This is a genomic window from Pseudomonas sp. LPB4.O, from assembly GCF_038383825.1.
In the GTDB taxonomy this organism is placed as follows: Bacteria; Pseudomonadota; Gammaproteobacteria; order Pseudomonadales; family Pseudomonadaceae; genus Aquipseudomonas; species Aquipseudomonas putida.
Map to the genome: position 1 here is coordinate 4,439,924 of NZ_CP151298.1, position 25,601 is coordinate 4,465,524.

General features: G+C 63.3%; 26 protein-coding genes. 7 read left to right on the forward strand and 19 right to left on the reverse strand.

Going from position 1 to position 25,601, the window contains the following annotated elements:
- The first annotated feature begins 80 nt into the window (after positions 1-80).
- Positions 81-2,105 (forward strand): mechanosensitive ion channel domain-containing protein, encoded by a 2,025-nt coding sequence (locus MRBLPB4O_RS20115; RefSeq protein WP_341796396.1) that lies wholly within the window; start codon positions 81-83, stop codon positions 2,103-2,105.
- 119 nt (positions 2,106-2,224) lie between these two features.
- Here the strand turns inward: MRBLPB4O_RS20115 and MRBLPB4O_RS20120 are convergent, their stop codons facing one another.
- The gene (locus MRBLPB4O_RS20120) at positions 2,225-3,151 is read right to left on the reverse strand and encodes a class I SAM-dependent methyltransferase (RefSeq protein ID WP_341796397.1); all 927 of its coding nucleotides are present in this window, start codon (positions 3,149-3,151) and stop codon (positions 2,225-2,227) included.
- A gap of 145 nt (positions 3,152-3,296) precedes the next feature.
- On the reverse strand, positions 3,297-4,193 hold the full coding sequence (locus tag MRBLPB4O_RS20125) for a DMT family transporter (RefSeq protein ID WP_341796398.1): 897 nt from the start codon (positions 4,191-4,193) through the stop codon (positions 3,297-3,299).
- Positions 4,194-4,326: 133 nt separating this feature from the next.
- Here MRBLPB4O_RS20125 and MRBLPB4O_RS20130 point away from each other — a divergent pair, with 133 nt between their 5' ends.
- The 3 genes from MRBLPB4O_RS20130 to MRBLPB4O_RS20140 all read left to right on the forward strand — a co-directional run bounded on the left by MRBLPB4O_RS20130 (position 4,327) and on the right by MRBLPB4O_RS20140 (position 7,536).
- Complete coding sequence (locus MRBLPB4O_RS20130; RefSeq protein WP_043197208.1) at positions 4,327-4,764, forward strand: Lrp/AsnC family transcriptional regulator; 438 nt, start codon at positions 4,327-4,329, stop codon at positions 4,762-4,764.
- Positions 4,765-5,258: 494 nt separating this feature from the next.
- On the forward strand, positions 5,259-6,791 hold the full coding sequence (locus MRBLPB4O_RS20135; RefSeq protein WP_341796399.1) for an NCS1 family nucleobase:cation symporter-1: 1,533 nt from the start codon (positions 5,259-5,261) through the stop codon (positions 6,789-6,791).
- A gap of 16 nt (positions 6,792-6,807) precedes the next feature.
- The gene (locus MRBLPB4O_RS20140) at positions 6,808-7,536 is read left to right on the forward strand and encodes an aspartate/glutamate racemase family protein (RefSeq protein WP_341796400.1); all 729 of its coding nucleotides are present in this window, start codon (positions 6,808-6,810) and stop codon (positions 7,534-7,536) included.
- Positions 7,537-7,594: 58 nt separating this feature from the next.
- Here the strand turns inward: MRBLPB4O_RS20140 and MRBLPB4O_RS20145 are convergent, their stop codons facing one another.
- From MRBLPB4O_RS20145 to ccmA, 17 genes are all read right to left on the reverse strand, one after another.
- Complete coding sequence (locus MRBLPB4O_RS20145; protein ID WP_341796401.1) at positions 7,595-8,788, reverse strand: D-amino acid dehydrogenase; 1,194 nt, start codon at positions 8,786-8,788, stop codon at positions 7,595-7,597.
- A 44-nt stretch (positions 8,789-8,832) separates the two neighbouring features.
- Positions 8,833-9,495 (reverse strand): histidine phosphatase family protein, encoded by a 663-nt coding sequence (locus MRBLPB4O_RS20150; protein WP_341796402.1) that lies wholly within the window; start codon positions 9,493-9,495, stop codon positions 8,833-8,835.
- Positions 9,496-9,728: 233 nt separating this feature from the next.
- Positions 9,729-9,962, reverse strand: a complete 234-nt coding sequence (locus MRBLPB4O_RS20155) for a hypothetical protein (RefSeq protein ID WP_341796403.1) — start codon at positions 9,960-9,962, stop codon at positions 9,729-9,731.
- A gap of 289 nt (positions 9,963-10,251) precedes the next feature.
- Positions 10,252-10,590 (reverse strand): FKBP-type peptidyl-prolyl cis-trans isomerase, encoded by a 339-nt coding sequence (locus tag MRBLPB4O_RS20160; RefSeq protein ID WP_016488389.1) that lies wholly within the window; start codon positions 10,588-10,590, stop codon positions 10,252-10,254.
- 81 nt (positions 10,591-10,671) lie between these two features.
- Positions 10,672-11,079 (reverse strand): GFA family protein, encoded by a 408-nt coding sequence (locus MRBLPB4O_RS20165; protein ID WP_016498587.1) that lies wholly within the window; start codon positions 11,077-11,079, stop codon positions 10,672-10,674.
- A 79-nt stretch (positions 11,080-11,158) separates the two neighbouring features.
- Positions 11,159-11,947 carry a PhzF family phenazine biosynthesis protein gene (locus MRBLPB4O_RS20170; protein ID WP_341796404.1) on the reverse strand — a complete coding sequence of 263 codons (789 nt, stop codon included), beginning with the start codon at positions 11,945-11,947 and terminating at the stop codon, positions 11,159-11,161.
- A 49-nt stretch (positions 11,948-11,996) separates the two neighbouring features.
- Complete coding sequence (locus tag MRBLPB4O_RS20175; RefSeq protein WP_341796405.1) at positions 11,997-12,935, reverse strand: 2-hydroxyacid dehydrogenase; 939 nt, start codon at positions 12,933-12,935, stop codon at positions 11,997-11,999.
- A gap of 415 nt (positions 12,936-13,350) precedes the next feature.
- Positions 13,351-13,767, reverse strand: a complete 417-nt coding sequence (locus MRBLPB4O_RS20180) for a hypothetical protein (RefSeq protein WP_016488394.1) — start codon at positions 13,765-13,767, stop codon at positions 13,351-13,353.
- Between the two features lie 12 nt (positions 13,768-13,779).
- The gene (ccmI, locus tag MRBLPB4O_RS20185; protein WP_341796406.1) at positions 13,780-14,976 is read right to left on the reverse strand and encodes a c-type cytochrome biogenesis protein CcmI; all 1,197 of its coding nucleotides are present in this window, start codon (positions 14,974-14,976) and stop codon (positions 13,780-13,782) included.
- Positions 14,969-15,445, reverse strand: a complete 477-nt coding sequence (locus tag MRBLPB4O_RS20190; RefSeq protein ID WP_341796407.1) for a cytochrome c-type biogenesis protein — start codon at positions 15,443-15,445, stop codon at positions 14,969-14,971. The genes ccmI and MRBLPB4O_RS20190 overlap by 8 nt, the downstream gene beginning before the upstream one ends.
- Entirely contained in the window at positions 15,442-15,978 is a 537-nt protein-coding gene (locus MRBLPB4O_RS20195; protein ID WP_341796408.1) for a DsbE family thiol:disulfide interchange protein, read from the reverse strand. The genes MRBLPB4O_RS20190 and MRBLPB4O_RS20195 overlap by 4 nt, the downstream gene beginning before the upstream one ends.
- Complete coding sequence (locus MRBLPB4O_RS20200; RefSeq protein ID WP_341796409.1) at positions 15,975-17,963, reverse strand: heme lyase CcmF/NrfE family subunit; 1,989 nt, start codon at positions 17,961-17,963, stop codon at positions 15,975-15,977. The genes MRBLPB4O_RS20195 and MRBLPB4O_RS20200 overlap by 4 nt, the downstream gene beginning before the upstream one ends.
- A complete protein-coding gene (ccmE, locus tag MRBLPB4O_RS20205) occupies positions 17,960-18,415 on the reverse strand; it encodes a cytochrome c maturation protein CcmE (protein ID WP_341796410.1) in 456 nt (151 codons plus the stop codon). Before ccmE ends, MRBLPB4O_RS20200 begins: the two co-directional genes overlap by 4 nt.
- On the reverse strand, positions 18,412-18,588 hold the full coding sequence (gene ccmD, locus MRBLPB4O_RS20210; protein ID WP_012273475.1) for a heme exporter protein CcmD: 177 nt from the start codon (positions 18,586-18,588) through the stop codon (positions 18,412-18,414). The genes ccmE and ccmD overlap by 4 nt, the downstream gene beginning before the upstream one ends.
- Entirely contained in the window at positions 18,585-19,352 is a 768-nt protein-coding gene (locus tag MRBLPB4O_RS20215; protein ID WP_016498579.1) for a heme ABC transporter permease, read from the reverse strand. Before MRBLPB4O_RS20215 ends, ccmD begins: the two co-directional genes overlap by 4 nt.
- Before the next feature lie 46 nt (positions 19,353-19,398).
- Positions 19,399-20,067, reverse strand: coding sequence for a heme exporter protein CcmB (ccmB, locus tag MRBLPB4O_RS20220; protein WP_341796411.1), 669 nt, complete (start codon positions 20,065-20,067; stop codon positions 19,399-19,401).
- Positions 20,064-20,696, reverse strand: a complete 633-nt coding sequence (gene ccmA, locus MRBLPB4O_RS20225; protein WP_043197171.1) for a cytochrome c biogenesis heme-transporting ATPase CcmA — start codon at positions 20,694-20,696, stop codon at positions 20,064-20,066. The genes ccmB and ccmA overlap by 4 nt, the downstream gene beginning before the upstream one ends.
- 203 nt (positions 20,697-20,899) lie before the next feature.
- Here ccmA and MRBLPB4O_RS20230 point away from each other — a divergent pair, with 203 nt between their 5' ends.
- From MRBLPB4O_RS20230 to MRBLPB4O_RS20240, 3 genes are all read left to right on the forward strand, one after another.
- On the forward strand, positions 20,900-22,456 hold the full coding sequence (locus MRBLPB4O_RS20230; RefSeq protein WP_341796412.1) for a flagellar hook-length control protein FliK: 1,557 nt from the start codon (positions 20,900-20,902) through the stop codon (positions 22,454-22,456).
- The gene (locus MRBLPB4O_RS20235) at positions 22,453-22,794 is read left to right on the forward strand and encodes an EscU/YscU/HrcU family type III secretion system export apparatus switch protein (protein WP_341796413.1); all 342 of its coding nucleotides are present in this window, start codon (positions 22,453-22,455) and stop codon (positions 22,792-22,794) included. Before MRBLPB4O_RS20230 ends, MRBLPB4O_RS20235 begins: the two co-directional genes overlap by 4 nt.
- 69 nt (positions 22,795-22,863) lie before the next feature.
- A complete protein-coding gene (locus MRBLPB4O_RS20240) occupies positions 22,864-25,548 on the forward strand; it encodes a DUF6543 domain-containing protein (RefSeq protein ID WP_341796414.1) in 2,685 nt (894 codons plus the stop codon).
- Positions 25,549-25,601: the final 53 nt, after the last annotated feature.

The following is a 25,601-nucleotide window of genomic DNA, read 5'->3' on the forward strand; positions in this document are numbered from 1 at the left end:
TCTTCGAACTTTCTCCACCAACCTGCAATCAGTTCCTTGAGTAACCCTGCCCCGCTCACCCCGGCCCAAGGAGTACTCCAGTGCTGCGTTTTCTCTCTACCCTGCTGCTCGGCTGCCTGCTGAGCACCCACCTGTTGGCCGCTGACCCCACCCCTACTGAAGAACAACCCGCCGAACCCGAACCGGTATTGCAAGGCGGACTGCTTGGGGCCCTGGCCGACGGCCTGGACAGCGCCGCCCAGGAGCTGGACCTGGACGCCCACCTGGTGGATGCCTGGCGCCTGCGCACCGACCGCGCCGCCAAGGAAGTCGAGCGCCTGGTCGACCGGCACTCGTCCGACGATTCGCTGCAACTGGTCGGCAACTTCCTCCTGCTCACCCTGACCTGGGCCGCCAGCTTCGCGGCACTCACCAGCCTCGGCCGCTGGGTCGCCAAACGCACTTCCGGTACGCCCTGGCTACGCGAACGCAAACGCGCCAGCAGCCTGCTCGGCTACCTGCTGCCCTACACCCTGCCGGCGCTGGCCAGCCTGCCGCTGACGCTGTACGCCAGCCGCTTTCTCGACCCGTCAGTGGCCCGCGCCCTGGGCCTGAGCCTGGCTTACGCCACCAGCAGCGGCCTGTTCTCGACTTCGATCATCCTCTGCCTGGTGACCCTGTTCGATGCCGGGCACAAACGCGACGCCGTGGCGGTCATCAAACGCCTGGCCCCCCGTCCGCTGTTCATGATCGGCTTCCTCGCGGCCTGGAGCGACGCCCTGACCAGCCCACAGATCGCCCGCCAGCTGGGCGGCAACATCACCGCCAGCATCGCGGTGGCCACCGGCCTGATTGCCACCTTCATCTTCGCCAGCCTGGTGATCCGCCTGCGCCGCCCGGTGGCGCACCTGATCCGCAACCGCGCCTTCAAGGACCGCGTGCAGCATCGCGCCGTGCAGGAGACCCTGCGGATCTTTTCGGTGCTGTGGTATCTGCCGATCCTGCTGATGATCCTGGTGTCGGCCATTCACCTGATCGGCGCCGGCGAAGAAAGCCAGAAGGCCCTGCAGAAAGCCTTGCTGACCACTGTACTGCTGGTCTGTACCGTGTTCCTCAGCACCTTGCTGCAACACTTGCTGGCCCAGCGGGAAACCGACCCGGCACAGCGGGTACGCCCTTACAAGGAGCTGCTGCGTAGCCTCGCCCATGCGCTACTGCGCATCGCCATGGCGGTGACGTTCATCGAACTGCTGGGGCGCATCTGGGGCTTCTCGGTGGTCGATTTCGCCCTGAGCAACAGCCTGGGCCAGGCGATCAGCAATTCGCTGTCAAGCATTGGCCTGATCCTGCTGGTCACCTGGCTGCTGTGGGTGGTACTCGACACGGCCATCCAGGAAGCACTCAAGCCACCCGTCGGCCGCCGCAGCGCACGCCAGCCGAGCACCCGGGTACGGACCATCCTGCCGATGCTGCGCAATGCGATCAAAGTGATCCTGATCGTCATCTGCACCATCACCACCATGGCCAACCTGGGCATCAACGTCGCGCCACTGCTGGCCGGTGCCGGAGTGATCGGCCTGGCCATCGGCTTTGGCTCGCAGCAACTGGTGCAGGATGTGATTACCGGGCTGTTCATCCTGATCGAGGACACCATTTCAATCGGCGACTGGGTGGTGCTTGATTCCGGCCATGCCGGTACCGTCGAAAGCCTGACGATCCGTACCTTGCGCCTGCGCGATGGCAAAGGCTTTGTGCACTCGGTGCCGTTCGGCCAGATCAAGGCGGTTACCAACCAGTCGCGGCAGTTCGCCTATGCGTTCTTCTCGGTGCAGTTCACCTACGACAGTGATGTGGATGCGTCACTGGCGCTGATCCATGAGGTGGGCAAGTCGATCAGCGAAGACCCGCTGCTGCGCATCAACCTGCAAGGGCCGCTGCAAGTGTTCGGGGTGGACCGCATGGACTTGAACGGGTTTGTGCTGACGGCGCAGTTCCGCACCATCTCCGGCGGGCAATATGCGGTGAGCCGAGCGTTCAACGAGCGGCTGAAGAAGCGGGTGGACCAGACCGACAACGTGAGTTTTGCCCAGGTGTACCCGCTGCCGCTGCAGGCCCTGGGGGCTTGATGCTGTCAGCACCGGCCCTATCGCCGGCAAGCCAGCTCCCACAGGCCCCCACAACATTCAGGGTTGTGCTGAGCCCTGTGGGAGCTGGCTTGCCGGCGATAGGGCCGGTACTGGCAACCTCAGGTCTGACGGAATACCAAGGCTTTCAGCCCCCCGGCCGGGTCCACATCCGGAAACTCCGGCGGGTTCTCCAGCCGCTCGACAAACGCCAGCGACGGCGACTGCTCAGCCATCCCCTCGATCAGAAACTCCGGCCCGACACCCGGGTCGTTGACACAGGCCAGCACCGTCCCACCCGCGCTCAGCAACTCCGGCAAACGCCGCAGGATCTTCGCGTAATCCTGGGTCAGCACAAAGCTGCCACGCTGGAAGGTCGGCGGGTCGATGATGATCAGGTCGTAAGGCCCGTACTTGCGCACCTTGCCCCATGACTTGAACAGCTCATGCCCCAGGTAGGCCACACGCGATGCATCGTGGCCATTCAGGCGATGGTTATCGCGCCCGCGGGACAACGCCGATTTGGCCATGTCCAGGTTCACCACCTGCTCGGCGCCTCCGGCAATCGCTGCCACCGAGAAGCCGCAGGTGTAGGCGAACAGGTTCAGCACGCGCTTGCCCGCCGCCTGCTCGCGCACCCAGCGCCGGCCGTAGCGCATGTCGAGAAACAGGCCATTGTTCTGCCGCACGCCCAGGTCCAGCAGGTAAGTCAGGCCGTCTTCGACCACCTCGCGTTGCTGGCACGGCTCGCCCAGCAGCCACTGGCCCGGGCTGTCGGGCAAATAGCGGTGCTGGATGAGAATGGCCTGGCCGGCCCATTGCGGGGACTGGGCCACGTTGCGCAGCATGGCTTCCAGTTCGGCCAGTTGGCCCTCGGGCAGCTCACGGAACAGGGCTACCGAGAGCACGCCTTGCAACCAGTCGACAGTGACCTGCTCCAGGCCTGCCCAGCAACGGCCACGGCCATGGAACAGGCGGCGGGTTTCCTGCGGGGCAGGGTCGAGGGCGGCGAGCAGGTGCTGCTCCAAGGTGTGAATCGGGGAAGTCATGGTGGGTCGCAGGCTGGCAAAAGCGGCATTCTACCTTGCCGGCCTCTTCGCGGGTAAACCCGCTCCCACAGGGACCCCACAGTATTCAGAGCTACGGTGATCCTGTGAGAGCGGGTTTACCCGCGAAGAGGCCCACAAGGTCACTTCAATTCTTGACTGCAAGCCGCGCCGGCCGGAACCACCACCCCTGCTGCATCCCCGCCGCTGCCAGCAGAATCAGCCCTACCCCCAGCCATTGCAGCGGCGCCAGCCGATGACCGAAGGCCACCCAGTCCACCAGAATCGCCGCAATCGGGTAAATGAACGACAGCGCCCCGGTCAACGCCGTGGGCAAACGCTGGATGGCACTGTACAGCAGCACATACATGAGGCCGGTGTGGACCATGCCCAGCGTCAACAGGCTGGCCAGCGCTGGCGCTTCACCCGGCAATCCGCCGAGCTTGACCCACGGCGCCAGCAACAGCACACCCGTCGCTACCTGGATCAACGCGATCAGGTGAGGCGGGGTGCCTTTCAGCCGCTTGATGATCAACGCCGCAATGGCATACAAAAACGCCGCGCCCAGTGCCAGGCCAATGCCCAGCAAGTATTCCTCACCACCGCCCTGCCCCACACCATGGGCGCTGACGATGGCCAACATGCCGAGGAACGCCACGCTAAGCCATGTAAGCTTGGCCAGTGTGATCTTTTCGCCCAGAAACAGCGCTGCCAGCCCCACCAGCATGAACGGCTGCACGTTGTACACCGCTGTCCCGATGGCGATCGACGCACGGGAATACGAGGCAAACAGCAGCAGCCAGTTGCCGACAATGGCCACGCCGCTGGCGATCGCCAACAGGAACGCCGTACGGCTGATGACTCCGGCCCGCAAAAAGCCGAAAGCGGCGCAAATCACCAGCAGGGTTACGGCGCCGAAAACGCAGCGCCAGAACACCACCTCGAGCACCGGCTGCCCCGACACCAGCACGAACCAGCCGATGGTCCCGGAAATCAGCATGGCGGCGACCATTTCCAGCGAGCCACGGCGCAATGAACTGTCCATCTCACACCTCCCATTGACGATGACAACAGTATGCAAAGGTTACAGCCTTGCCTTCCAGCGGATTACCAAGGCAGATTTGCAGCCTTGCCTTTACTATCAAGGCAAATAACGCGAATTACCTGACGAGGTGACCATGACCGATGCCATCGACCAACTGCTGATCAACGCACTGATGGAAGACTCGCGCCGCTCGCTCAAAGCCTTGGCGCAAGTCAGCGGGCTGTCCGCGCCCAGCGTCAGCGAGCGCCTGCGCCGACTGGAAGAGCGTGGGGTGCTGCGCGGTTACACCGTCGAGGTCGACCCGCGCGCCTTTGGTTACCAGTTACAGGCCATCGTGCGCATCCGCCCACTGCCGGGCCAGCTGCAGGAGGTAGAACGGCAGATCATTGCCATCCCCGAGTTCACCGAGTGCGACAAGGTCACCGGGGAGGACTGTTTCATTGCCCGGTTGCATGTGCGCTCGATGGAGCAACTGGACACCCTGCTCGACCGCATCAATGTGCTGGCCGAGACCAACACCGCCATCATCAAGAAAAGCCCGGTGAAGCGGCGATTGCCGCCGATGGATTGATTTGCTCCTGTTACGGCCTCTTCGCGGGCGTGCCCGCGAAGAGGCCAAAGCAGGAAAAGCTGACTATTTTTTGTACACAAGAACGTCACCTTAAGTGCCATTTTTGTGTGCACTTTATCCAGTAGAGCCCCATTTCGTTACACACTTCCCACCGCTTAATTTGACCAATTGATCAACTAACTAATCCTCCAAAAAATAAACCTGTTCATTAGGTCAACTTATAATCAATTTATTTCATCAACTTATCTTTGAACAAGATAGGTTTGAAATGATGACCTGTTGAAACTTGCTCTTTCCTTGGCATGGAACTCGCTTTTGTGTGGTCGTGTTTTGTATACAACTCGAACAAAACATAAATACACAAGAACCCGCGACGCCGGTCCAAAGCCGGCCGCCGCGCCCAGAACCCTGTGATGCCAAGCTGCACCGACGAGATGGCGAGCCCGTGCGCATGCCCGCTCATCGCAGTCAAAGTGCATCAGGAGCCCGCCGGAATGAGTAGCAGCCTCGACCTTGCCCCTGAACTATCCGTCGCCAGCACCCACCCCGCTTCCAGCCTCGTCGGCAGTGCGCCAGAACTGGCCCTGAGCCCGCGCCTGCACAACCGCGACCTTGCCCCGACACGCACCGCAGGGCGGCGCTGGGGTGGCTATAGCATCTTCGCGTTGTGGACAAACGATGTGCACAATATTGCCAACTACTCGTTCGCCATGGGCTTGTTCGCCCTTGGTCTGGGTGGCTGGCAGATTTTGCTGTCGCTGGCCATTGGCGCGGCGCTGGTGTACTTCTTCATGAACCTGTCCGGCTACATGGGGCAGAAAACCGGGGTGCCGTTCCCGGTCATCAGCCGCATTGCCTTCGGCATCCATGGCGCACAGATACCGGCGCTGATCCGCGCAGTCATTGCCATCGCCTGGTTCGGCATCCAGACCTTCCTGGCCTCAGTGGTGCTGCGCGTGCTGCTTACCGCCGTGTGGCCCCAAATGGCGGCCTACGACCACGACAGCATCCTCGGCCTGTCGAGCCTGGGCTGGGTGTGCTTCGTGTCAATCTGGCTGGTACAGCTGGTGATCCTGGCCTACGGCATGGAGATGGTGCGCCGCTACGAGGCCTTCGCCGGCCCGGTGATCCTGCTGACCGTGGCCGCCCTGGCAGTGTTCATGTACTTCAAGGCCGACGCGCGCATCGCCTGGTCGGTCGCCGAGCCACTGACCGGCATCGATATGTGGCGCAACATCTTCGCCGGCGGGGCATTGTGGCTGGCCATCTACGGCACCCTGGTGCTGAATTTCTGTGATTTCGCCCGCTCCTCGCCGTGCCGCAAGACCATCCGCGTCGGCAACTTCTGGGGCCTTCCGGTGAACATCCTGGTGTTTGCCGTGATCACCGTGGTGCTGTGCGGCGCGCAGTTCCAGATCAACGGCCAGATCATCGACAGCCCGACCCAGATCGTCGCCGCCATCCCCAGCACGTTGTTCCTGGTACTGGGCTGCGTAGCCTTCCTGATTGTCACCGTGGCGGTGAACATCATGGCCAACTTCGTCGCCCCGGCCTTTGTGCTCAGCAACCTGGCGCCACGCCACCTGAACTTCCGTCGCGCGGGGCTGATCAGCGCCACCCTGGCGGTGCTGATCCTGCCGTGGAACCTGTACAACAGCCCGCTGGTGATCGTGTACTTCCTGTCCGGCCTGGGCGCCCTGCTCGGCCCGCTGTACGGGGTGATCATGTCCGACTACTGGTTGCTGCGCAAAGGCTGCATCAACGTGCCAGAGCTATACACCGAGCACCCGACCGGCGCCTACCACTACAGCAAGGGCATCAACCTGCGCGCCGTGGCCGCCTTCGTGCCTGCTGCGTTGCTGGCCATCGTGCTGGCCCTGGTACCCAATTTCCACAGTGTGGCCCCGTTCTCCTGGCTGATCGGTGCCGGCATCGCCGCCGTCCTGTACCTGCTGATCGCACCACGCAACCGCCACTACCACGACGTCAGCGGCGAATGCATCGCCGTCGACCACAGCAGCCATTAATCAGGGAGGACTGCCCATGCGTATTCTGATCGCCAACGTCAACACCACCGATGCCATCACCGAAGCCATTGCCCAGCAAGCCCGGGCCGTAGCAGCGCCCGGTACCGAAATCGTCGGCCTTACCCCTTGGTTCGGTGCCGAGTCGGTGGAAGGCAACTTCGAAAGCTACCTGGCCGCCATCGCCGTGATGGACCGGGTGCTGGCCTACGAGGGCCCCTACGACGCCGTGATCCAGGCCGGTTATGGCGAACACGGCCGCGAGGGCCTGCAGGAATTGCTGAACGTGCCCGTGGTGGACATTACCGATGCAGCCGCCAGCACCGCGATGTACCTGGGCCATGCCTATTCCGTGGTGACCACGCTGGACCGCACCGTGCCACTGATCGAAGACCGTCTGAAGCTGTCTGGCCTTTATGACCGCTGTGCGTCGGTGCGGGCCAGCGGGCTGGCGGTGCTGGAGCTGGAAGCTGAGCCACAACGGGCTGTGGAGGCGATTGTCGAGCAGGCCGAACGCGCCGTGCGTGACGACAAGGCAGAGGTGATCTGCCTGGGTTGCGGTGGGATGGCCGGGCTGGACGAGCAGATCCGCCAGCGCACCGGCGTGCCGGTGGTGGATGGCGTGAGCGCGGCGGTGACCATCGCCGAATCGCTGGTGCGCATGGGCTTGAGCACCTCCAAGGTGCGCACCTATGCCACGCCGCGGGTGAAGAAAGTGGTGGGTTGGCCGATGCGCCTGGGCCGCTGATCCTTCATTGGCCTGTACTGGCCTCTTCGCGGGCTTGCCCGCGAAGAGGCCAGTGCTATCAACCCATCATTTCGACCAGGCGCTGCGCACTGCCACAGGCCAGGGTAAACCCCAATGCCCCATGCCCCAGGTTCAGCCACAGGTTGCGATACACCGTCCCCCCTATGATCGGCACCCCGGTCGGTGTCGCCGGGCGCATGCCCGCCCACTCCACCGCCTGGCCATAATCCGCAGCCATGGGCAATGTCTCCAACGCCAGCCGCCGCATGCTCTGCAACCTGCGCTTTTCCACCGACTCGTCGAAGCCGACAATGTCCACCATCGCCGCCACCCGTAGCTGCTGCCCCAGGCGGGCATAGACGATCTTGCGTTCATAGTCGGTAAGGCTCACCTCCGGCGGCCGATGCCCGGCGCTGATGGGTGCCGTCAGGCTGTAGCCCTTAAGCGGATACACCGGTATCTGCACCCCCGGTAATGCCAAGCCTGGGCCACGATGCCCCGCACACAGCACCAACTGCTCCACGTCCAGTTGCTCATTGCCTAGTTGCAGCGCTACGACCTGGTCCTGGCGCCGTACCAGCTGCGTCACTGGCCGACCAAGCAGGAAACGGCATTGCCCCGAAGCGCGCAACAGTGCCTCCAGGCGCTGGCAGAACAAGTGACAGTCGCCAACCTCTTCATCCGCTGTGAACACGCCACCCACAAACGGTGCGCCCTCCAGCGCAGGGTCCAGCGCGCGCAACTCGGAGGCCGCCAGCACCCGCTGGCTGGCCGGGTCGGTCAATTGCGCCCGGCCATGGGCAAAGGCCCGTTCGCTGCGAAAGGCCACCAGCTTGCCATTGCGCCGCCAGGCAAAATCACCAAAGTTCTGGCTGTCGCGCCACTGCGCCAGAACGGCTTGGCTGCGCAGCGCCAGCTCCAGCAGTTGCCCGGCATTACGGCGATTGACGCTGCGCCGGCATGCCAAGGTGAACGCCAGCAGCCAGCGCCACTGCGCCGGGTCCAGACGCAAGCGCAGGCGCAGCGGCGACTCGCCCTGCAATAGCCAACCCAGTGCCTGCCAAGGCACCCCGGCATCAGCCAGCGGTGCCACATAGCGATAGGACAATTGCCCGCCATTGGCGAAGCTGGTGGCCGACGCCAGGCTGTCACGGGCCTCGATCAAATCAACCGACCACCCTTCACGAACAAGCGCGTAGGCCGTTGCCAGGCCAACCACCCCGCCACCGATTACCGTTACCCGCTGCTTCATCACCCTTCCCTGTTCCGGCTTCCTGGCCAAACAGTACCAGCGGATCAGGTCGGGCAGCTATGCGCACCGTCATTCAGGCCCTGGCGTACGTTGCGGCTGAGCAGGCTGGCCTTGCCGTCGTGCCAGGTCAGGGTCAGTACATAGAGGGTGTCGAAGTCATCGCCGCTCCAGTCCTGGGTGATCACCTGCTCTTCACCCAAGGCCTTGCCGGCCACCGTGTTGATCAGTTCAGGCAGGTAGCCGTGGGACCAAGCGGTATAGACGGTCGCATTGCGGTATTTGTCGCTCAGCAACTCATCGGCCAGTTCCTCGGTGTCGTTGGCACCGTAGTCGATATTCACCGGCAAGCCGAGGCGGATGGCGCTGGGGGTGATGGTCATCAGCGGGCGAATGTAGCTGTAGCTCTCGTCCTTGCTGCCTTCTTCGACTTGCCGCGAAGGGTTGGCGGCAAACACGTAGTCGGCATTGCCGAAGCGCTCCGGCAGCAAGGTTGCCAGGTCCAGTGCGCGGTTGAGGCCCTGGCAGTTCAATTGGCCAAGCCCCTCACCCGGTTTCTCGGCATGGCGCAAGAACACCAGGGTCTGGGTGCCATCCACCGGTTCAGCCCGGCTTTCGACAGCCTCCAGCGCCAGCGGCACGGCGACGGCCGTGAGTACCAGGCTCAGCAGCAAATGGCGACGACGGCGGAAGAATGTTGGCAACTTCATCAAGGCAGGCTCGTGTGGCAGAGAAAATCGGGTTGACCCGCCACATCGCCCTGTCAGCGGCAGGGCGCCCTTGTAGTGAATGCCATCCTTGGCAACGAGTGAGGGTCAGAGTGCCCTGAACCCGTTTGGTTCCTCCCTGGAGGTGGATGCCGTTCCCTGGGCAAGGCCTAGGTTAGGGGATGGGTGTTGCTGAATTATGTCCAGTCTCGACTAATCACTCTGAGGAGTAGCCGTCACAGTGCTCCTGCAGCTTCGCTCGCAGGGACAGAGTCGATGATGGTGACATCAAACACCTGTTCGATGAGAGCCAAGTCTTCATCTTTGGGCTCCCGATCATGCTTTGTTTTGAAAGCCTGGATGAATTCGATTTTCTGCCGCTTGTATAACGAATAGGCAATGATACCGAGCGTATCTTGCTCATTTTCTACAAGCACAGAGTAGATGTGGTTGTAGCAGCCGTCCGCCATAAGGCTTTCACCCCCTTGCGCAGGCGGAAGTACGCGGCTGTAAAGGCTGCCTTCAGTTCCGAACGGGTCTTCCGCGGGTTAGTGATCACGCTGGCCAGTTCACGCGGTAGCGAAATTTCCATACGTGCACCTGATGCAACTAGCAAAGCGTTAGCTTCGCGTACCACCCTCGAGGAAAAATGCGACTTCATGGAATTGCTCCCCTCTCGCTTGTTGAGTGGGCAAGCTTAACTGGCTGTGAATCGCCCCTCAATCAGACACGCGCCGACAGCGCGTGTAGTCCTTTTCCTCAATCATCCCGCGTCAGCACTTCCAGCAATTCGATCTCAAAGGTCAGGTCCGAGCCAGGCGGTATCGCCCCCACACTGCGCTCGCCATAGCCCAGGTGTGCAGGAACCTGCAGTTTGCGCTTGCCGCCAACGCGCATGCCCATCAGGCCCTGGTCCCACCCCTTGATCACTCGACCGGTACCAATCACGCACTGGAACGGCTTGCCGCGTGACCAGGATGAATCGAACTCGCTGCCATCGGCCAGCCAGCCGGTGTACTGGGTGGTGATCAGGGCGCCTTTGACGGCAGCTTTGCCTTCACCCTCGACCAGGTCGATTATCTGCAGTTCTTGGCTCACGGGCACACTCCAACGCTGGAAACAAAGCCGCCCTTTTCTCAGGAATGCACCGGTTTGGCAAGCAGGATCGACGGCACACGATTAGCTGTTCTGCTCAAACACCTCTTGGCCGGTCAGCTCTTTGGTGTGGTTGGCAAAACAGTACCAGGCGGGCTTCTGCTCGACAAAAATCTGAAGATCGAAATCCCATTCCTGATCCCCATCCAGCAGGCCGACCGGCACTGCATGGAAGTCGTTGGCCTTCAGCCGGTAATACAGGTGCGTGCCGCATTGGCCGCAAAACCCTCGCTGGGCCCAGTCGGACGAGTCATAGACACTGGGGGCACGCCCTTCGATCACCGGTGGCTGGCTGCAATGCACCACCAGCAACGGCCCGCCGGTCCACTTGCGGCACATGCTGCAATGGCATGCGCTGATATGAGTGTTGTCGACGGTGACCTTGAGCGTGGTGGCGCCGCACAGGCAGGTACCTTGTTTTTCCATGGCCATGGCTGGTTCCTTTAGCGAGGGTTGGGCCAGCAATTATAGATGCCAGCTGCAACGCGCCTACAAAGGATCGCGTGAAGCTTCAGATGTACACAGTGCCGCGCAGGTACAACGCCGCTCGCCCGCTGATGATCACCCGGCCATTGCCCGGTACCTCACACAGCAGCTGGCCTTTGCGTGCCCCGCCCTGCTCGCAGCTCAGCAACTGCTTGCCCAGGCGGTCAGCCCACACTGGCGCCAGCGAGGTGTGTGCCGAGCCGGTGACCGGGTCTTCATTCACGCCAACCCGTGGGCCGAACCAGCGGGTGACGAAATCAAAGCCACGCCCTGCCGCCGTCACGGCAATACCACGCACGTCGAAGGCCGACAGCGCTACAAAGTCCGGCTTCAGCGTATCGAGCAACAGGGCGTCATCAATCACTACTACATAGTCATCGCTGCGGTACACCGCCTGTGCCTGGGTCAGGCCTAGCGCTTGCAGCAGGCCCACCGGGGTTTCCACGACGGCCGGCTGCTTGGCCGGGAAATCCATGGCCAGCAGCCCGTCAGTGCCACGGCTGACACGCAATTCACCACTGCGGGTGTTGAAGCGCAGTACCTGCGCCTGCTCACCCAGCTGCTCGAACAGCACATAAGCCGACGCCAGGGTGGCGTGGCCGCACAGGTCGACTTCTACGGTCGGGGTGAACCAGCGCAGGTCGAAGGTTTCGCCGTTGCGCACGAAATAGGCGGTTTCCGACAGGTTGTTTTCTTCGGCAATGCGCTGCAGCACATCGTCCGGCAGCCAGGCTTGGAGCGGGATCACCGCCGCCGGGTTGCCACCGAACGGTTCAGCGGAAAAGGCATCGACCTGGAAGATTTCGAGTTGCATGCACACACTCCTTGTTGCCCGGGATTTGCCAGGCAGATGTCTGAAAGGGTTACCGGCTCACCGGGGTCAGTACTGGTTCACCGGCAAAGAATGCCTGCAGGTTGTGCAGCACCAGGGTCACGGTATCGCGCGCGGCCTCCGGCGACTGGCCGGCCACGTGGGGTGTGAGCACCGTGTTGGCCATAGCCTTGAGAGCATCCGGCACCGCCGGTTCGTCGTCGAATACGTCCAGGGCGGCGCCGGCCAGCTTGCCTTGCTCCAGGGCGGCCACCAGGGCGTCGGTGTCGACCACGCTAGCCCGGGCGATATTCACCAGATAGCCCTTGCCGCCCAGCGCCTCTAGTACCTGGGCATCGACCAGATGCTGGGTATTGGCGCCACCGGGAGTGGCCACGACCATGATGTCGACAGCTTCGGCCAGGTGGAGCGGGCTGTCGTACCAGGTGTAAGGCACATCTTCGCGCGGCGTGCGGCTGTGGTAGCTGACGGGCATGTCGAAGCCCAGGTTGGCGCGCTTGGCAATGGCTTGCCCCACCGCCCCCAGGCCAAGAATGCCCAGGCGCTTGCCACTCACCGACGGGCTGATTACCCGGTTCCACTCGCCGCGGCGGGTGCTGGCGTCAGCACGGGGAATGTCGCGCAGCAGCGCCAGCAACAGCGCCAGGGTGTGGTCGGCGACCGCGCTGGCATTGGCACCCGCGCCGTTGGTAACGGTGATGCCGCGGGCGGTGGCGGCAGCCAGGTCGACTTGTTCGTAACCGGCACCGATCACGCAGATGATCTGCAACTTGGGCAATGCGTCGATTTCTGCGGCAGTCAGCCCCAGCGGGCCGCGAGTGAGCACGGCATCGATTTCACTGGCGTGGCGCTGGATGGCGTCGGCGCGCAGTTGCGGCGAGGGGGCGCGGATCAGGCGGTAACCGGCCTGCTCCAGCATGGGCAGGTAATCGTCGACGGTTTCTACCAGTACCAGGACTGTCTTGCGCATGCCACCTCCCAATGTTGAAGGGGCATTATGCGGAATCACCGTGCAGTACAGTCAATCGGTAATTGCGCGGAAAATTGTACTGTATTGGTGGAGTGGGAAATGAGATAGCGTAACGGCCGGGAGTCCGGCGTTAGAGATGCGGTGCATGGGAGATCGAGCGCCGCCCGCGCGGCGCATCGCGAGCTGCGCTCGCTCCTACGTTTGTTTCGGGCCAGTTACGCCTGTGGCAGGCGCGCGCGACCGCCTTGTTTGTACAACGCGATATCGAGCCATGCACCAAGGCGTTCGCGCGCAAATCCCACAGGAATAATTGGCCCGAAACAAACGTAGGAGCGAGCTTCGCTCGCGATGCGCCGCGCGGGCGGCGCTCAATCTCGAACACCCAAATAACTCAAGACGGACCCGGAAAAGCCCACTACTGGGCGAACGCTCGCCCTAACCCACCCGGCACGCCACTGCTGTCAGTATCCTGCCAGGGCCCATTGGGGCTCAGCGACCAGCTCCAGCCATTATCAAACCGATAGTACGTACGCTGCCGGTAGAAGGTATTGGGCTGCTTCTCCAGTACATACACACCCAGCTTGGGGTCCCAGTGGCTCGCCCCGCCAGGTGGTGGCGCAAAGCTGGCCGAGGTGCGCGGCATCGGCTTGGGTATCGCCGCCGGTTTGCTCGGCTGGGTGGACGGCTGCCCACCCGGCAACGGCTTGACCACCGGCCCTTGCGGCGGCACGCGCTCGATCGGTGGTGCCGGCTGTTCATACGGCTGGTGCACCGTACACGCAGACAAACCCAGGGCCAGGGTGATCAGGGTCAGGCGGACGGTGCTATGCATGGCTTTGCTCTCTTACGGGTCTGGGCTGTCGATGGTCAGGTGCTGGGTAGCCTGGGTGGCACTGGGCAACGGCGCGCCCTGGCCAATCCACTCGCCGCGGGTAGGCTGGCCAGCGCGGGAAACACGTGCAACCAGTTGGACTTCGGCAAATTGCGACAGTTTCATCTGCGGCATCATCGCGTCAGCATCGGACAACTCCACTTCGATCGGCAACTGCGCCACCGTCACCCGCTTGGCTGCCAACGGCATGGGCGGGCCATTGCTGGCGCGAGCGAAGATGAACACCGTATCGTCCGGTTTTACCTTGTCCTTCAGTGCCGCCGCCAGTTCCACCCGTACTTTCAGCCGCGCAGCCACCGGCGCGGGCTCTGCAGCCTGCCCTGCCGGGCCACCCAGGCGTTCGGCAGCGCGGTCGATGCCGCCTTGAAGGGCCGCACGCGAGGCATCGCCTTCCGGCAGTTGCGCCAGCAGGCGCTTCCAGTAGTCGATGGCTTCCTGGTAACGCTCGCCTTCGAAGGCAGCAATACCGCGCAGGCCCAGGCTGGTCACTTCGTTGGGGTCGGCCTTCAGCGCTTCATCCGTCAGTGCCTGCAACTGCGGGTTCCACTGCTTGTCGGCGGCAAAGTACAGGGCCTGGGCCCACTGGCCGAGCAGCTCGGGCTGGCGGCCAGCCAAGGCGACCGAACGCTCGAAGGTACGCGCAGCATCGGCCGGGCGCTGCTCGGCCATGTAGGCACGGCCCAGGAAGTACAGGGCCTCTGCAGACTCCGGCTGGGCCTGGACCACACGCTCCAGGCGCGTGGTCATTTCTTCCATCGACTTGGGCGCCTCGGCGAATTCCTGGGTCAGCGCCACTTTGTCTGCGGCGCCAAAATGCAGGTACAGCCCCAGCGCCATCAGCGGTACCAGCACTGCAGCCAGCAGCGGCAGGGCTTTGCCCAGATGGCCCTGGCGCGGGGCTTCGGCGCCTTCGGTATCGGCCAGCAGCTCACGGGCAGCCTCGTCACGGCCCTTGGTCAACTGCGCCGCATCGAGCACACCGGCAGCCTGCTGGGCAGCCAGTTCGGCGACGCGCTCCTGGTACAGGGCCACGTTCAGGGCGGTACGGTCTTCTTCCTGCTGGCGGCCACGGCCACGCAGGATCGGGATCAGCAAAAAGCTGAGGGCGGCGAGCAGCAGCAGGCCCGCGCTAAGCCAGAATTCAGTCATGGGTCTGTTCTTTTTCCAGCAGTTTGGCGAGTCGCTCGCGTTCTTCGACGGAAAGCTCATTGTTGCCCGGCAAAGCCGTACCACGGCGTCGGCGTACGATCACCGCCAGCACCGCAAAACCACCGACCAACAGGATGCCCGGGCCGAACCACAACAGCCAGGTACGCCCGCTGAGTGCCGGTTTGTAGCGCACAAAGTCACCATAGCGGTCGACCATGAAGTCGACGATCTGCTGGTTGCTCTTGCCTTCGCCAAGCATGCGGAAGATCTCACGGCGCAGGTCGGCAGCAATCGGCGCGTTTGAGTCGGCAATGTCCTGGTTCTGGCACTTGGGGCAACGCAGTTCCTTGGTCAACTGCTGGTAGCGTTCGCGCTCGGCGTCGTCGCGGAACTGGTACGTGTCGATGGCCGCCTTGGCCATGCCGGCCAGGCTCATGCCCAGCACGGCAGCTGCCAGCCAGCGCCTCATGGCCTGGCCTCGTCGACCAAGCCCTGGTACAGCGGCGCCAGCTGCTCACGCCAGACAGTTGCATCGACAATGCCTACGTGCTTGTAGCGGATGATGCCCTTGGCGTCGATCAGGAAGGTTTCCGGCGCGCCGTACACCCCAAGGTCCAGGCCCAGGCTGCCCTGCTCGTCACGGATGTCCAGCTGGTACGGGTTGTGGAACTCGGCCAGCCATTTCTGCGCGGCGGCGTTGTCGTCCTTGTAGTTGACCCCGTGGATCACCACGCCCTGCTGCGCCAGCTGGTTCAGGTACGGGTGCTCGACCTTGCACGACGGGCACCAGGTGGCCCACACGTTGACCAGTGCGGGGCGACCCCGCAAGTCGGCCTGGGTCAGGGTGCGGTCGCCCTGGGTCGAAGCCAGGGAAAACACCGGGAACGGTTTGCCGATCATTGCCGACGGCAGCTCGTCGGGCTTGAGAAACAGCCCCTTGTAGAGAAACACCGCCACCAGCAGGAACACTGCCAGGGGGACTACCATGATCCAACGCTTCATGCAGCTGCTCCAGACACGCCCAGGGCATCACGCACCCGGGTCTTGACCTTGACGCGGTAGCGCCGGTCGAGCGCCGCCAGCAACCCGCCCAGGCCGGTCAGCAGACCGCCCAGCCAGATCCAGCGGACATAAGGCTTGATGTGCACACGCACCGCCCAGGCGCCGTTTTCCAGCGGCTCGCCCAGGGCAACGTAAAGGTCGCGGGTAAAGCCGGCATCGATGCCAGCTTCGGTCATCATCGACTGCTGCACGGTGTACAGGCGCTTTTCCGGGTGCAGGGTAGTCACTTCACGGCCATCACGGCTGACCACGACGGTACCTTTGTCGGAGATGAAGTTCGGCCCCTCGAAGTGCTTGGCGCCCTGGAACAGGAAGTGATACCCACCCAGCTCCACGCTTTCGCCCGGAGCCATGCGCAGGTCGCGTTCGGCGCTGTTGTTGCTCGACAGCACCACGCCCAGGGCACACACCGCCAGGCCCAGGTGTGCCAGTTGCATGCCCCAGTAGCTACGCCCCAGGCCAGGCAGGCCCCTCAGCAGGCCTTTGTGACGGGTCTTGTCGAGGATGTCGCGCAGCCCGCCGAGTACCACCCAGGCCGCCAGGGCGAAGGCGGTCAGGGTCGGCCAGTCGAAGTCGTCAACGATAAAACCGGCAACCGGGGCAAGGATGGCACTGCCGATCAGCACAGGGGTGATCATGCTGATCAGCCATTTGCCCGGGGTGTCCTTCCAGCGCACCAGCACGCCCACGCTCATTACCACCATGAGCAGCGCCATCAGCGGCAGGAACAAGGCATCGAAATACGGCGGACCCACCGACAGCTTGGCCCCGGTCAGGGCATCAAGCACCAGCGGGTACAGCGTGCCGAGCAGAATCATCGACGCGGCCACCACCAGAACCAGGTTGTTGGCCAGCAGCAGCGTCTCGCGGGACCACAGGGCGAAGCCGACCTGGCTCTTGACCACCGGTGCGCGCAGGGCGAAGAGGGTGAGCGAACCACCGACCACGAACAACAGGAAGAACAGGATGAAAATGCCCCGCGACGGGTCGGCGGCAAACGCGTGCACCGAGGTCAGCACGCCAGAGCGCACCAGGAAGGTACCCAGCAGGCTCAGCGAGAATGCGGCAATAGCCAGCAGCACGGTCCAGCTTTTGAACACCCCACGTTTTTCGGTCACCGCCAGCGAGTGGATCAGCGCCGTGCCCACCAGCCAGGGCATGAACGAGGCGTTTTCCACCGGGTCCCAGAACCACCAGCCACCCCAGCCCAGCTCATAGTAGGCCCACCACGAGCCCAGGGTGATGCCAACCCCCAGGAAGGCCCAGGCGACGATGGTCCAAGGCCGCGACCAGCGCGCCCAGGCAGCGTCCAGGCGGCCACCGAGCAAGGCGGCAATGGCGAAGGCAAAGGCCACCGAGAAGCCCACGTAGCCCATGTACAGCATCGGCGGGTGAACGATCAGGCCGAAGTCCTGCAGCAGCGGGTTGAGGTCGCGGCCGTCGGTGGGCACTTGCGGCAGCAGGCGCTGAAACGGGTTGGAGGTGATGATCAGGAAGCTCAGGAAGCCGACGCTGATCATGCCCATCACCGCCAGCACGCGAGCCAGCATCACCTGCGGCAACTGACGCGAGAACACCGACACGGCAAAGGTCCAGCCGCCCAGGATAAACGCCCACAGCAGCAACGAACCTTCGTGGGCGCCCCATACGGCGCTGAACTTGTAGTACCACGGCAAGGCGCTGTTGGAGTTGCTGGCCACATAGGCGACGGAGAAGTTGTCGGTCATGAAGGCATGGGTCAAACAGGCGAAGGCAAAGGCCAGGAAGGCGAATTGCCCCCACGCCGCCGGGCGCGCCAGGCTCATCCACAGGCTGTCGCCACGCCAGGCGCCGAGCAGCGGCACACTGGCCTGCACGGCGGCAAAGCAGATGGCCAGAATCATCGCCAGCTGGCCGAGTTCAGGGATTACCAGTGCCGCATTCATGGCTTGGCCTCCGTACCGGTGGCGGCCTGGCCGCTTTCCTTCAGGGCCTTGCTGACCTCGGGCGGCATGTACTTCTCATCGTGCTTGGCCAGTACTTCATCGGCCACCACCACGCCTTCAGCGTTGACCTTGCCCAAGGCGACGATGCCCTGCCCTTCGCGGAACAGGTCGGGCAGGATGCCGCGGTAGGTGATTGGCACCGACTTGTTGAAGTCGGTGACCACAAAGCGCACGTCCAGCGAGTCGGACGAGCGCTGCACCGAGCCCTTCTCGACCATGCCGCCAGCACGGATGCGGGTGTCCAGCGGCGCTTCGCCGTTGGCGATCTGGGTCGGTGTGTAGAACAGGTTGATGTTCTGCTGCAATGCGCTCAAGGCAAAGCCGACGGCAACCCCGACGCCGGCCAGCAGGCCGACGATGAGCAACAGGCGTTTCTTGCGCTGCGGATTCACTGGTTGTTCTCCCGGCGCAAACGGCGCGCCTCTTCTTGCAGGTAGCGACGGCGGGCCAACAGCGGCGCAGCGACATTCAGCGCCAGCACCGCCAGGCAGATGCCATAGGCCGACCACACGTACAGGCCATGGTGGCCCATGGCGAGAAAATCACCGAAGGTGGCAAAGCTCATTGTGCGCTCCTCCGCCCCAGGCTGTTCAACACTTCGTCCCTGACCCAACTGGCGCGCGCCTCGCGCTTGAGCACTTCAAGGCGCATGCGAAGCAACAGCACAGCACCGAAGAAACAGTAGAAACCCAACGCCGTGCACAGCAGCGGCAACCACATTTCTGCGGGCATCGCCGGTTTTTCGGTCAGGGTGAAGGTCGCGCCCTGATGCAGGGTGTTCCACCACTCCACCGAGTACTTGATGATCGGGATGTTGACCACTCCGACAATCGCCAGCACCGCACAGGCCTTGGACGCACTGTCACGATTACTGATTGCCTGGCCCAGCGCAATAATGCCGAAGTACAGGAACAGCAGGATGAGCATGGACGTAAGGCGGGCGTCCCACACCCACCAACTGCCCCAGGTCGGCTTGCCCCAGATGGCGCCGGTAACCAGCGCCACGGCGGTCATCCAGGCGCCGATGGGCGCGGCACATTGCAGGGCGACGTCGGCCAGTTTCATCTTCCACACCAGCCCCACTACCCCGGCGACCGCCAGCAGCACGTAGCAGGACTGCGCCAGCATCGCCGCCGGCACATGAATGTAGATGATGCGGAAGCTGTTGCCTTGCTGGTAGTCCTGAGGGGCGAACGCCAGGCCCCAGGTGATACCGACCAGCAACAGGAGCACGGCAGCGCCGGCCAGCCATGGCAGCATACGGCCGCTGATGGCATAGAACCATTTCGGGGAGCCCAGCTTGTGGAACCACGTCCAGCTTATTTTCATCAGGGTACATCCAGGGTATTTGCCGGGCTTGAAAGCCCGGGACTCGTTATTCGCCGACGCTGATCTTCAGGCCGGCCGCTATCGCAAAGGGTGCCAGGGTAACGGCCAGGGCCGTCAGGCTGGCGAGCCAGAGCAGGTGGCCGGTTGCGGGCATATTTTGCAACGCCGCTTGCAACGCGCCACTGCCCAGGATCAATACAGGGATATACAACGGCAGAATCAGCAACGCCAGTAACAAACCACCGCGCTTCAGACCGACTGTCAGCGCCGCACCTACCGCGCCCAGCAGGCTCAGTACCGGTGTGCCCAGCAGCAGGGAGCCGAGCAGCACCGGCAGGCAATGGCTCGGCAGCCCCAGCATCAGCGCCAGTAGCGGTGCCAACAATACCAGCGCCAGCCCGGAAAAGATCCAGTGCGCCAGCACCTTGGCCAGCACCAGCAGCGCCAGCGGGTGCGGCGACAGCACCCACTGCTCCAGCGAGCCATCCTCGAAATCGCTGCGGAACAAGCCGTCCAGCGACAGCAGCACTGCCAGCAGCGCCGCTACCCAGACCAGGCCCGGCGACAAGGTTTGCAACAATTGGCTTTCGGGGCCGACTGCCAGCGGGAACATGGCCACGACGATGGCGAAGAACACCAGCGGGTTGGCCAGCTCGGCAGGACGACGGAACAGCAGGCGCGCTTCGCGACGCGACAACAGGATGAATACGCTCATGCCGCCCATTGCCCCAGGTTCAGTTCACGGTAACCGGAGGGCTTGCGTTCCAGCGTATGGTGGGTGGTCAGCACCACCGTGCCGCCCTGCTCGCAGTGGGCCGCCAGGTGCGCTTCGAGCTGCGCTACGCCTTGCTTGTCCAGGGCAGTGAACGGCTCGTCGAGAATCCACAGCGGCGGGCTGGCCAGGTGCAGCCGGGCCAGGGCCACGCGGCGCTGCTGACCGGCCGACAGGGTATGGCAGGGTACGTCTTCGAAACCGCGCAAACCGACAGCCTCCAGCGCCGCCCAGATCGCCTCGCGGCTGGCCGGCTGGTGCAGGGCGCACAGCCAGGTGAGGTTTTCCTCGGCGGTGAGCAGGTCCTTGATGCCTGCGGCGTGACCGATCCACAGCAGAATGCTGGCCAGGGCATGGCGCTGCTCGGCCAGGGGCTTGCCGCCCAGCAATATCTGCCCGGCGGTGGGTTGCATCAACCCGGCCAGCAGCCGCAGCAAACTGGTCTTGCCGCTGCCGTTGGGGCCGCTGATCTGCAGCATGTCGCCGGCGCCCAGCTCGAAATCGAGCTGCTCGAACAGCAGGCGCCAGTCGCGCTCGCAGGCCAGGCCCGCAGCTTGGAGGTGAAGGGTCACGGTTTCGCCTTATCTTTGTAGGGCTTCGGGCCGGCGTCGCCTGTTTCGCGGGCTTGCCCGCGAAGCAGGCGACGCCGCTCCAGAACCCTTGTGTCTCAAGTCGCCCCGCGCGCTGCCGTTATACTGGCAACCACGGGCGGTCGGCATTATTACACGCGCCACCGCGCTGCCAAGAGGCCGGGTCCGACAGGTTGTATACAATCATGACTGAAATCAATAGTCTCGGCGCACAAACCGCGATCAACAGCCAAGCCATGAAGGCGGGCATGACCGGCGAACTGCTGCGCCTGATCCAGGCGCAGCCCGGCCTGCTGGCACCCGGCGAGACCGCACAGGCCGAGGTCGTGTCGTTGCGCCAGACGGGCCAGGACTTCCAGCTGGTGCTGCGGTTGATACAGGCCAACGGCGTACAGACCCAACTGCAAGCCAGCGCCAGCCAGCCCTTGCCCCAAGGCAGCCAGGTCACTGTCAGCCAGACCGAAAGCAACCGCCTGGCAATCATGCTGCAGCAGGCCAACGCCAGCCAGATCGCCACCCTCACTCGCCTGGATACCAGCAAAGTGCCCGTCGGCACGCTGCTGCAAGGCAAGGTCCTGACCAACCAGGCATTGGCCCAGGCGCCTGGGCAACCGGCGAGCTACCGGGCGCTGGTCAGCCTGCTCAACACTGCCCAGGCCGGCTCCACCCTTAGCATCGACAGCCCGCGCCCGCTGGCCATTGGCAGCCTGCTCAGCGCACTGGTGCAGGGCGACCAGTCGCTGCGCTTTGTCCCGCTTAGCGGCAGGCAGGACCAGCTCAGCATTGCCCAGCAACTGCTGACCCAGCAAAACCGCCAGGCCTCGCTGCCCGGCCTGCTCAACGCCCTGCAACAGCTCACCCGCGACCCGGGCGTCGATGGCGACCTGCGTGCCAGCGCCGAGCGCCTGCTGGCCGGCCTGCCAGACGCCCGCCAGCTGGGCGACGCCAAGGCCGTGGCCCAGGCCCTGAACAACAGCGGCACTTTCCTTGAAGCGAAACTGCTGGGCGGCTTTCCTGCCAGCGTGGCCACAGACCTGAAGGCCCACCTGCTGCGCCTGATCACTCAGGCCCCGGCCAACGCACCCGGCACGCCCAACCTCGCGCCCGCCAGCCTGGCCGTGACCATGCCGGCGCTGGCCCGCAGCGCGCTGGGCATGCTCGAACGGGTCAGCCCCAAGCCGCAGCCAGGGGCGTTCCCCCTGCCCTCGCGCCTGCTCAAGGCCATGGAAGACGAAGGCGACCTGCAACAACTGCTGCGCCTGGCCGCTGCGGCCATCTCGCGCCTGCAAAGCCATGCCATGAGCAGCCTGCAACAAACCGGCACGCTGGAAAACGGCAATCTGCAGACCACCTGGCAAACTGAAGTGCCGATCCGCCACGGCCAGGAGTTCATCCCATTGCAGGTCAAACTGCAGCGTGAAGAAACCCCGCAACAGCAGGCAGACCGCCAACCCGAAGCACAGGACCCTCTGCAAGCCCTGTGGCGCATCGAACTGGCCTTCGACCTTTCACCTCTCGGCCCACTGCAAGTACAGGCGCAGTTCAGCCAAGGCCGCCTGAGCGGGCACCTGTGGGCAGAGCGCGAACAAACCGCAAAGCTGATCGACAGCCAGCTCGGTGCCTTGCGCCAGCGCCTGCTGGAGCGGGGTCTGGAGGTTGGCGACCTGGAATGCCACCCGGGCATCCCCCCTCAAGGCCCGCGCACACGGGTTGAGCAACGCTGGGTAGACGAAAACGCATGACACAGAAACCACTCCGCCAGGCCATTGCCCTGACCTACGACGGCCAGCAGGCCCCAACCCTCACCGCCAAAGGTGACGATGCGCTGGCCGAGGCCATCCTGGCCCTGGCCCGCGAGCATGACGTGCCGATCTACGAAAACGCCGAACTGGTGCGCCTGCTGGCACGCCTGGAACTGGGCGAGCAGATCCCGGAGGCACTGTACCTGACCATTGCCGAGATCATTGCCTTCGCCTGGCAACTGCGGGGCAAGGTGCCCGCCGGTTTCAGCGACGAAGCCGAGGCGCCGCGCGACATCACTCCGGTCACCGCACTGCTGCCGCCGGCAAACCACCGGTAGTTATCTACCACCGCCGTCGGCGTCAGCCGTTCAGCCTTGCCATTCCTGTCAATGAGCAAGGTGAACACCATGTCCACAAGCCGCATCAACGCCGCCGCCGTGCAGTACGTTCGCAACCACCTGAGCCATATCCCCCGCCCTGACCGCGAAGCCAGCCGTGCGATCCACCAATGGCTGACGCAGCAGGGCCATGACCTTGACCCCGACCAGACCGACGTAGTCACCCTGCACTACCGTGGCAATCAGGCAGTCATCGTCCAGCGCCTTTCACTTACCCAAGCGACGCTTTCAGACTGGCAGGGTGAAACAGCCAAGAACCTGATCGGCCAGTTGCTCCCTGGCCACTGGGCAGGCACGTTGCCAGATGGCCCGCTGACTATCGTCGAGCGCCTGCCCGAACCTGGGGTGTTTGACAACAGCGCCCGTTTCTCGGTGTTCAACGGCCTGTTCCCACGCACGACCCCGGCCCGCTACGACAGCAGTACACACCTGGCGGTCGACGTCGAGGCCATGCAGCAATTCATCTGGGACCTGGACTTTCACACCCGCTTCGTCGGCATGCTCGACAATTACTGGCAACAGGCTGAACAAACCCACCGGCAGTCAATGCAGATCAGCTTCATGGCCGCCTGCAACAAGCAGGTCCAGGAAGGCTCGTTGAGCGATGCAGGCCGCCAGATGGCCTGGCAAGTGGCGGGGCTGATGGCAAAAGCACCCGGTTTGCAGGCAAGGCCTTTGAACGTTTACGGCTACGCAGCCACCGACCTGATCTGCATCACAGACGAGGCACAGCCAAAAGTACTGCTGTACCTGCCAGGCAATGCATCGCCCTTGCATGAGTTCGACGGTATGGCTGCCATGCAAGACTGGTTCGCCGAACAGTGCCGCGACGACGAAAAACGCCTGCGCCTGCGCCAGTACTTCAAACTGGCCGACACCCCCGATGGCCTGGACTTCAGTGGGCTGGATACCGCGCTGGCGGGCCTTGGCGCCTACCCCGGTTTTCACCACCGATCGCCCAACCGCGCAGGCTTCACCGTCGACGGCCCCTGGCCCCCCCGCGAGTACATCAACTACAAGGCCGGCCACTACAGCCCGTTGTTCGCAGGTGATCTGTTCACAGCCCTCACCCAACGCCAGCGCGAGCGCAGCTATGCCGATGCCGATTTCATCATCACCAGCGATGCGCAGGTGACCAAGGCTCGCTGGCGCGGCTACCTGGTGGCGTCGATCAACCTGCTGGCACCACTGGCGCTGGTGGTTCCCGAGCTGATCCCGCTGCTGGCAGCCGGCGGTGTCGCGCAATTTGGCCTGGGGCTCGATCAGGCGATCAACGGCAAGACCCTTGCAGACAAGGACGCTGGTGTGAGCAACATCGCCTTCGGCCTGCTTAATGCCGCCCCACTGGCCTTGCTCCCTGCAGACGACCTGCGAATGCTGTTCCCAGGCAAAAGCTCGCGCTTCGTCCTGCCCACGCGTCTTAACGATCAATGGGGCTACCCCCTGAGCCCCAACAGCCCTCCCCGGCTACCTGAAGAAATACTGGCAGATTTTTTCGTGCCAGCCGAGCCACCTGTGGAAGCCACGCGGATTGCCAGGGGACCCTTGAATCGGGCAACGGGTACCAACCCGCTGCTGGCGCTCAAGGACGGCAACGAAGTCCAGGTACTGTATGACACTGAAAACGATGCCTTCATCCTCCAGGAGGATGCCAACGAAGTCCTGCCGAATTACTATCAGGTACACGCGGGCACGCGCGATCTGTATCAGGTCAACCCGGCCACGCGTGGCGCCAGCGATGCAATGCGCATGTACACGCTACGTAATCTGGACGTCGACCTGCAACTGCCGCTCAGTGTGCCTGTGGTCAACAGCTCGGAAGTAACCCCACTGCCCAAGAAAATCCTCAGCATCTGGGTCGGCGGGAAGAGCATCCCCGATGAGCTGGTGGAGAACATCGCGAGCAATGCCAAACGCCTTGAGGGTACAGGCTTTACCTATGAGTTCTACCTGTCGAAGTCCAACCCTAAAGCCTTCATGAAAAACCGCGCAAAGTTGACCGCTGCTTCGAACGTTCAGATCAAAACCCTGGAAGAGCAGCCCTTCTACGCGGCCTTCGAGCAAACTGACTACTACCATCAGTACCGCCAGGCACTGGACAGTAACGGGGCAAACTTCGCGTCTGCCTCCGACGTACTGCGCTACCCGTTACTCCATTCGGAGGGCGGAATCTACATGGACGTCGACGACACGCTGCGCAGCTTCGAAGACAACCCCGACAGCTTCGCCATGATCAGCTCGGTAGCCTTGAAAACCACGCCTGATGGCCTGGTCCTCGGCAGCCCGGTGAACAACGAGCTGCTGGGCATGCATTGTGACTACAACAGCAACATGATCGGCAGCCATGCCAACAACCCGACCCTGCGCGCAATTTCTGCAGAGATGGATGCACGCTACCGCAGCAATCTATCGTTCTACGACATCAGGCCACTGGCAGGCACCCACGGTTACGCAGCCTACGCCAAGGAATTGAGCAGGATGACCGGGCCTGGCTTGCTCAACGATGTAGTTGCTCGGCATCTACCCAGGCTGCAGTTCCTGCGGCAACTAAGCAAGCTGGAGTCGATTCCGCAGACCACTTATCGCGCCCTCACGGAAAACCTGGCCTTCCCCATTGCCCAGGCGCGCAACAACGACCAGGCACTGGGTAGCGTGGCAACCATCGGCAACTACCACTCTTGGGGCAAACCCTGAGGTCGGCGTCCTGAGTTACCTGACCCGCAGCGCGATACAGGATCAGCCCCTGC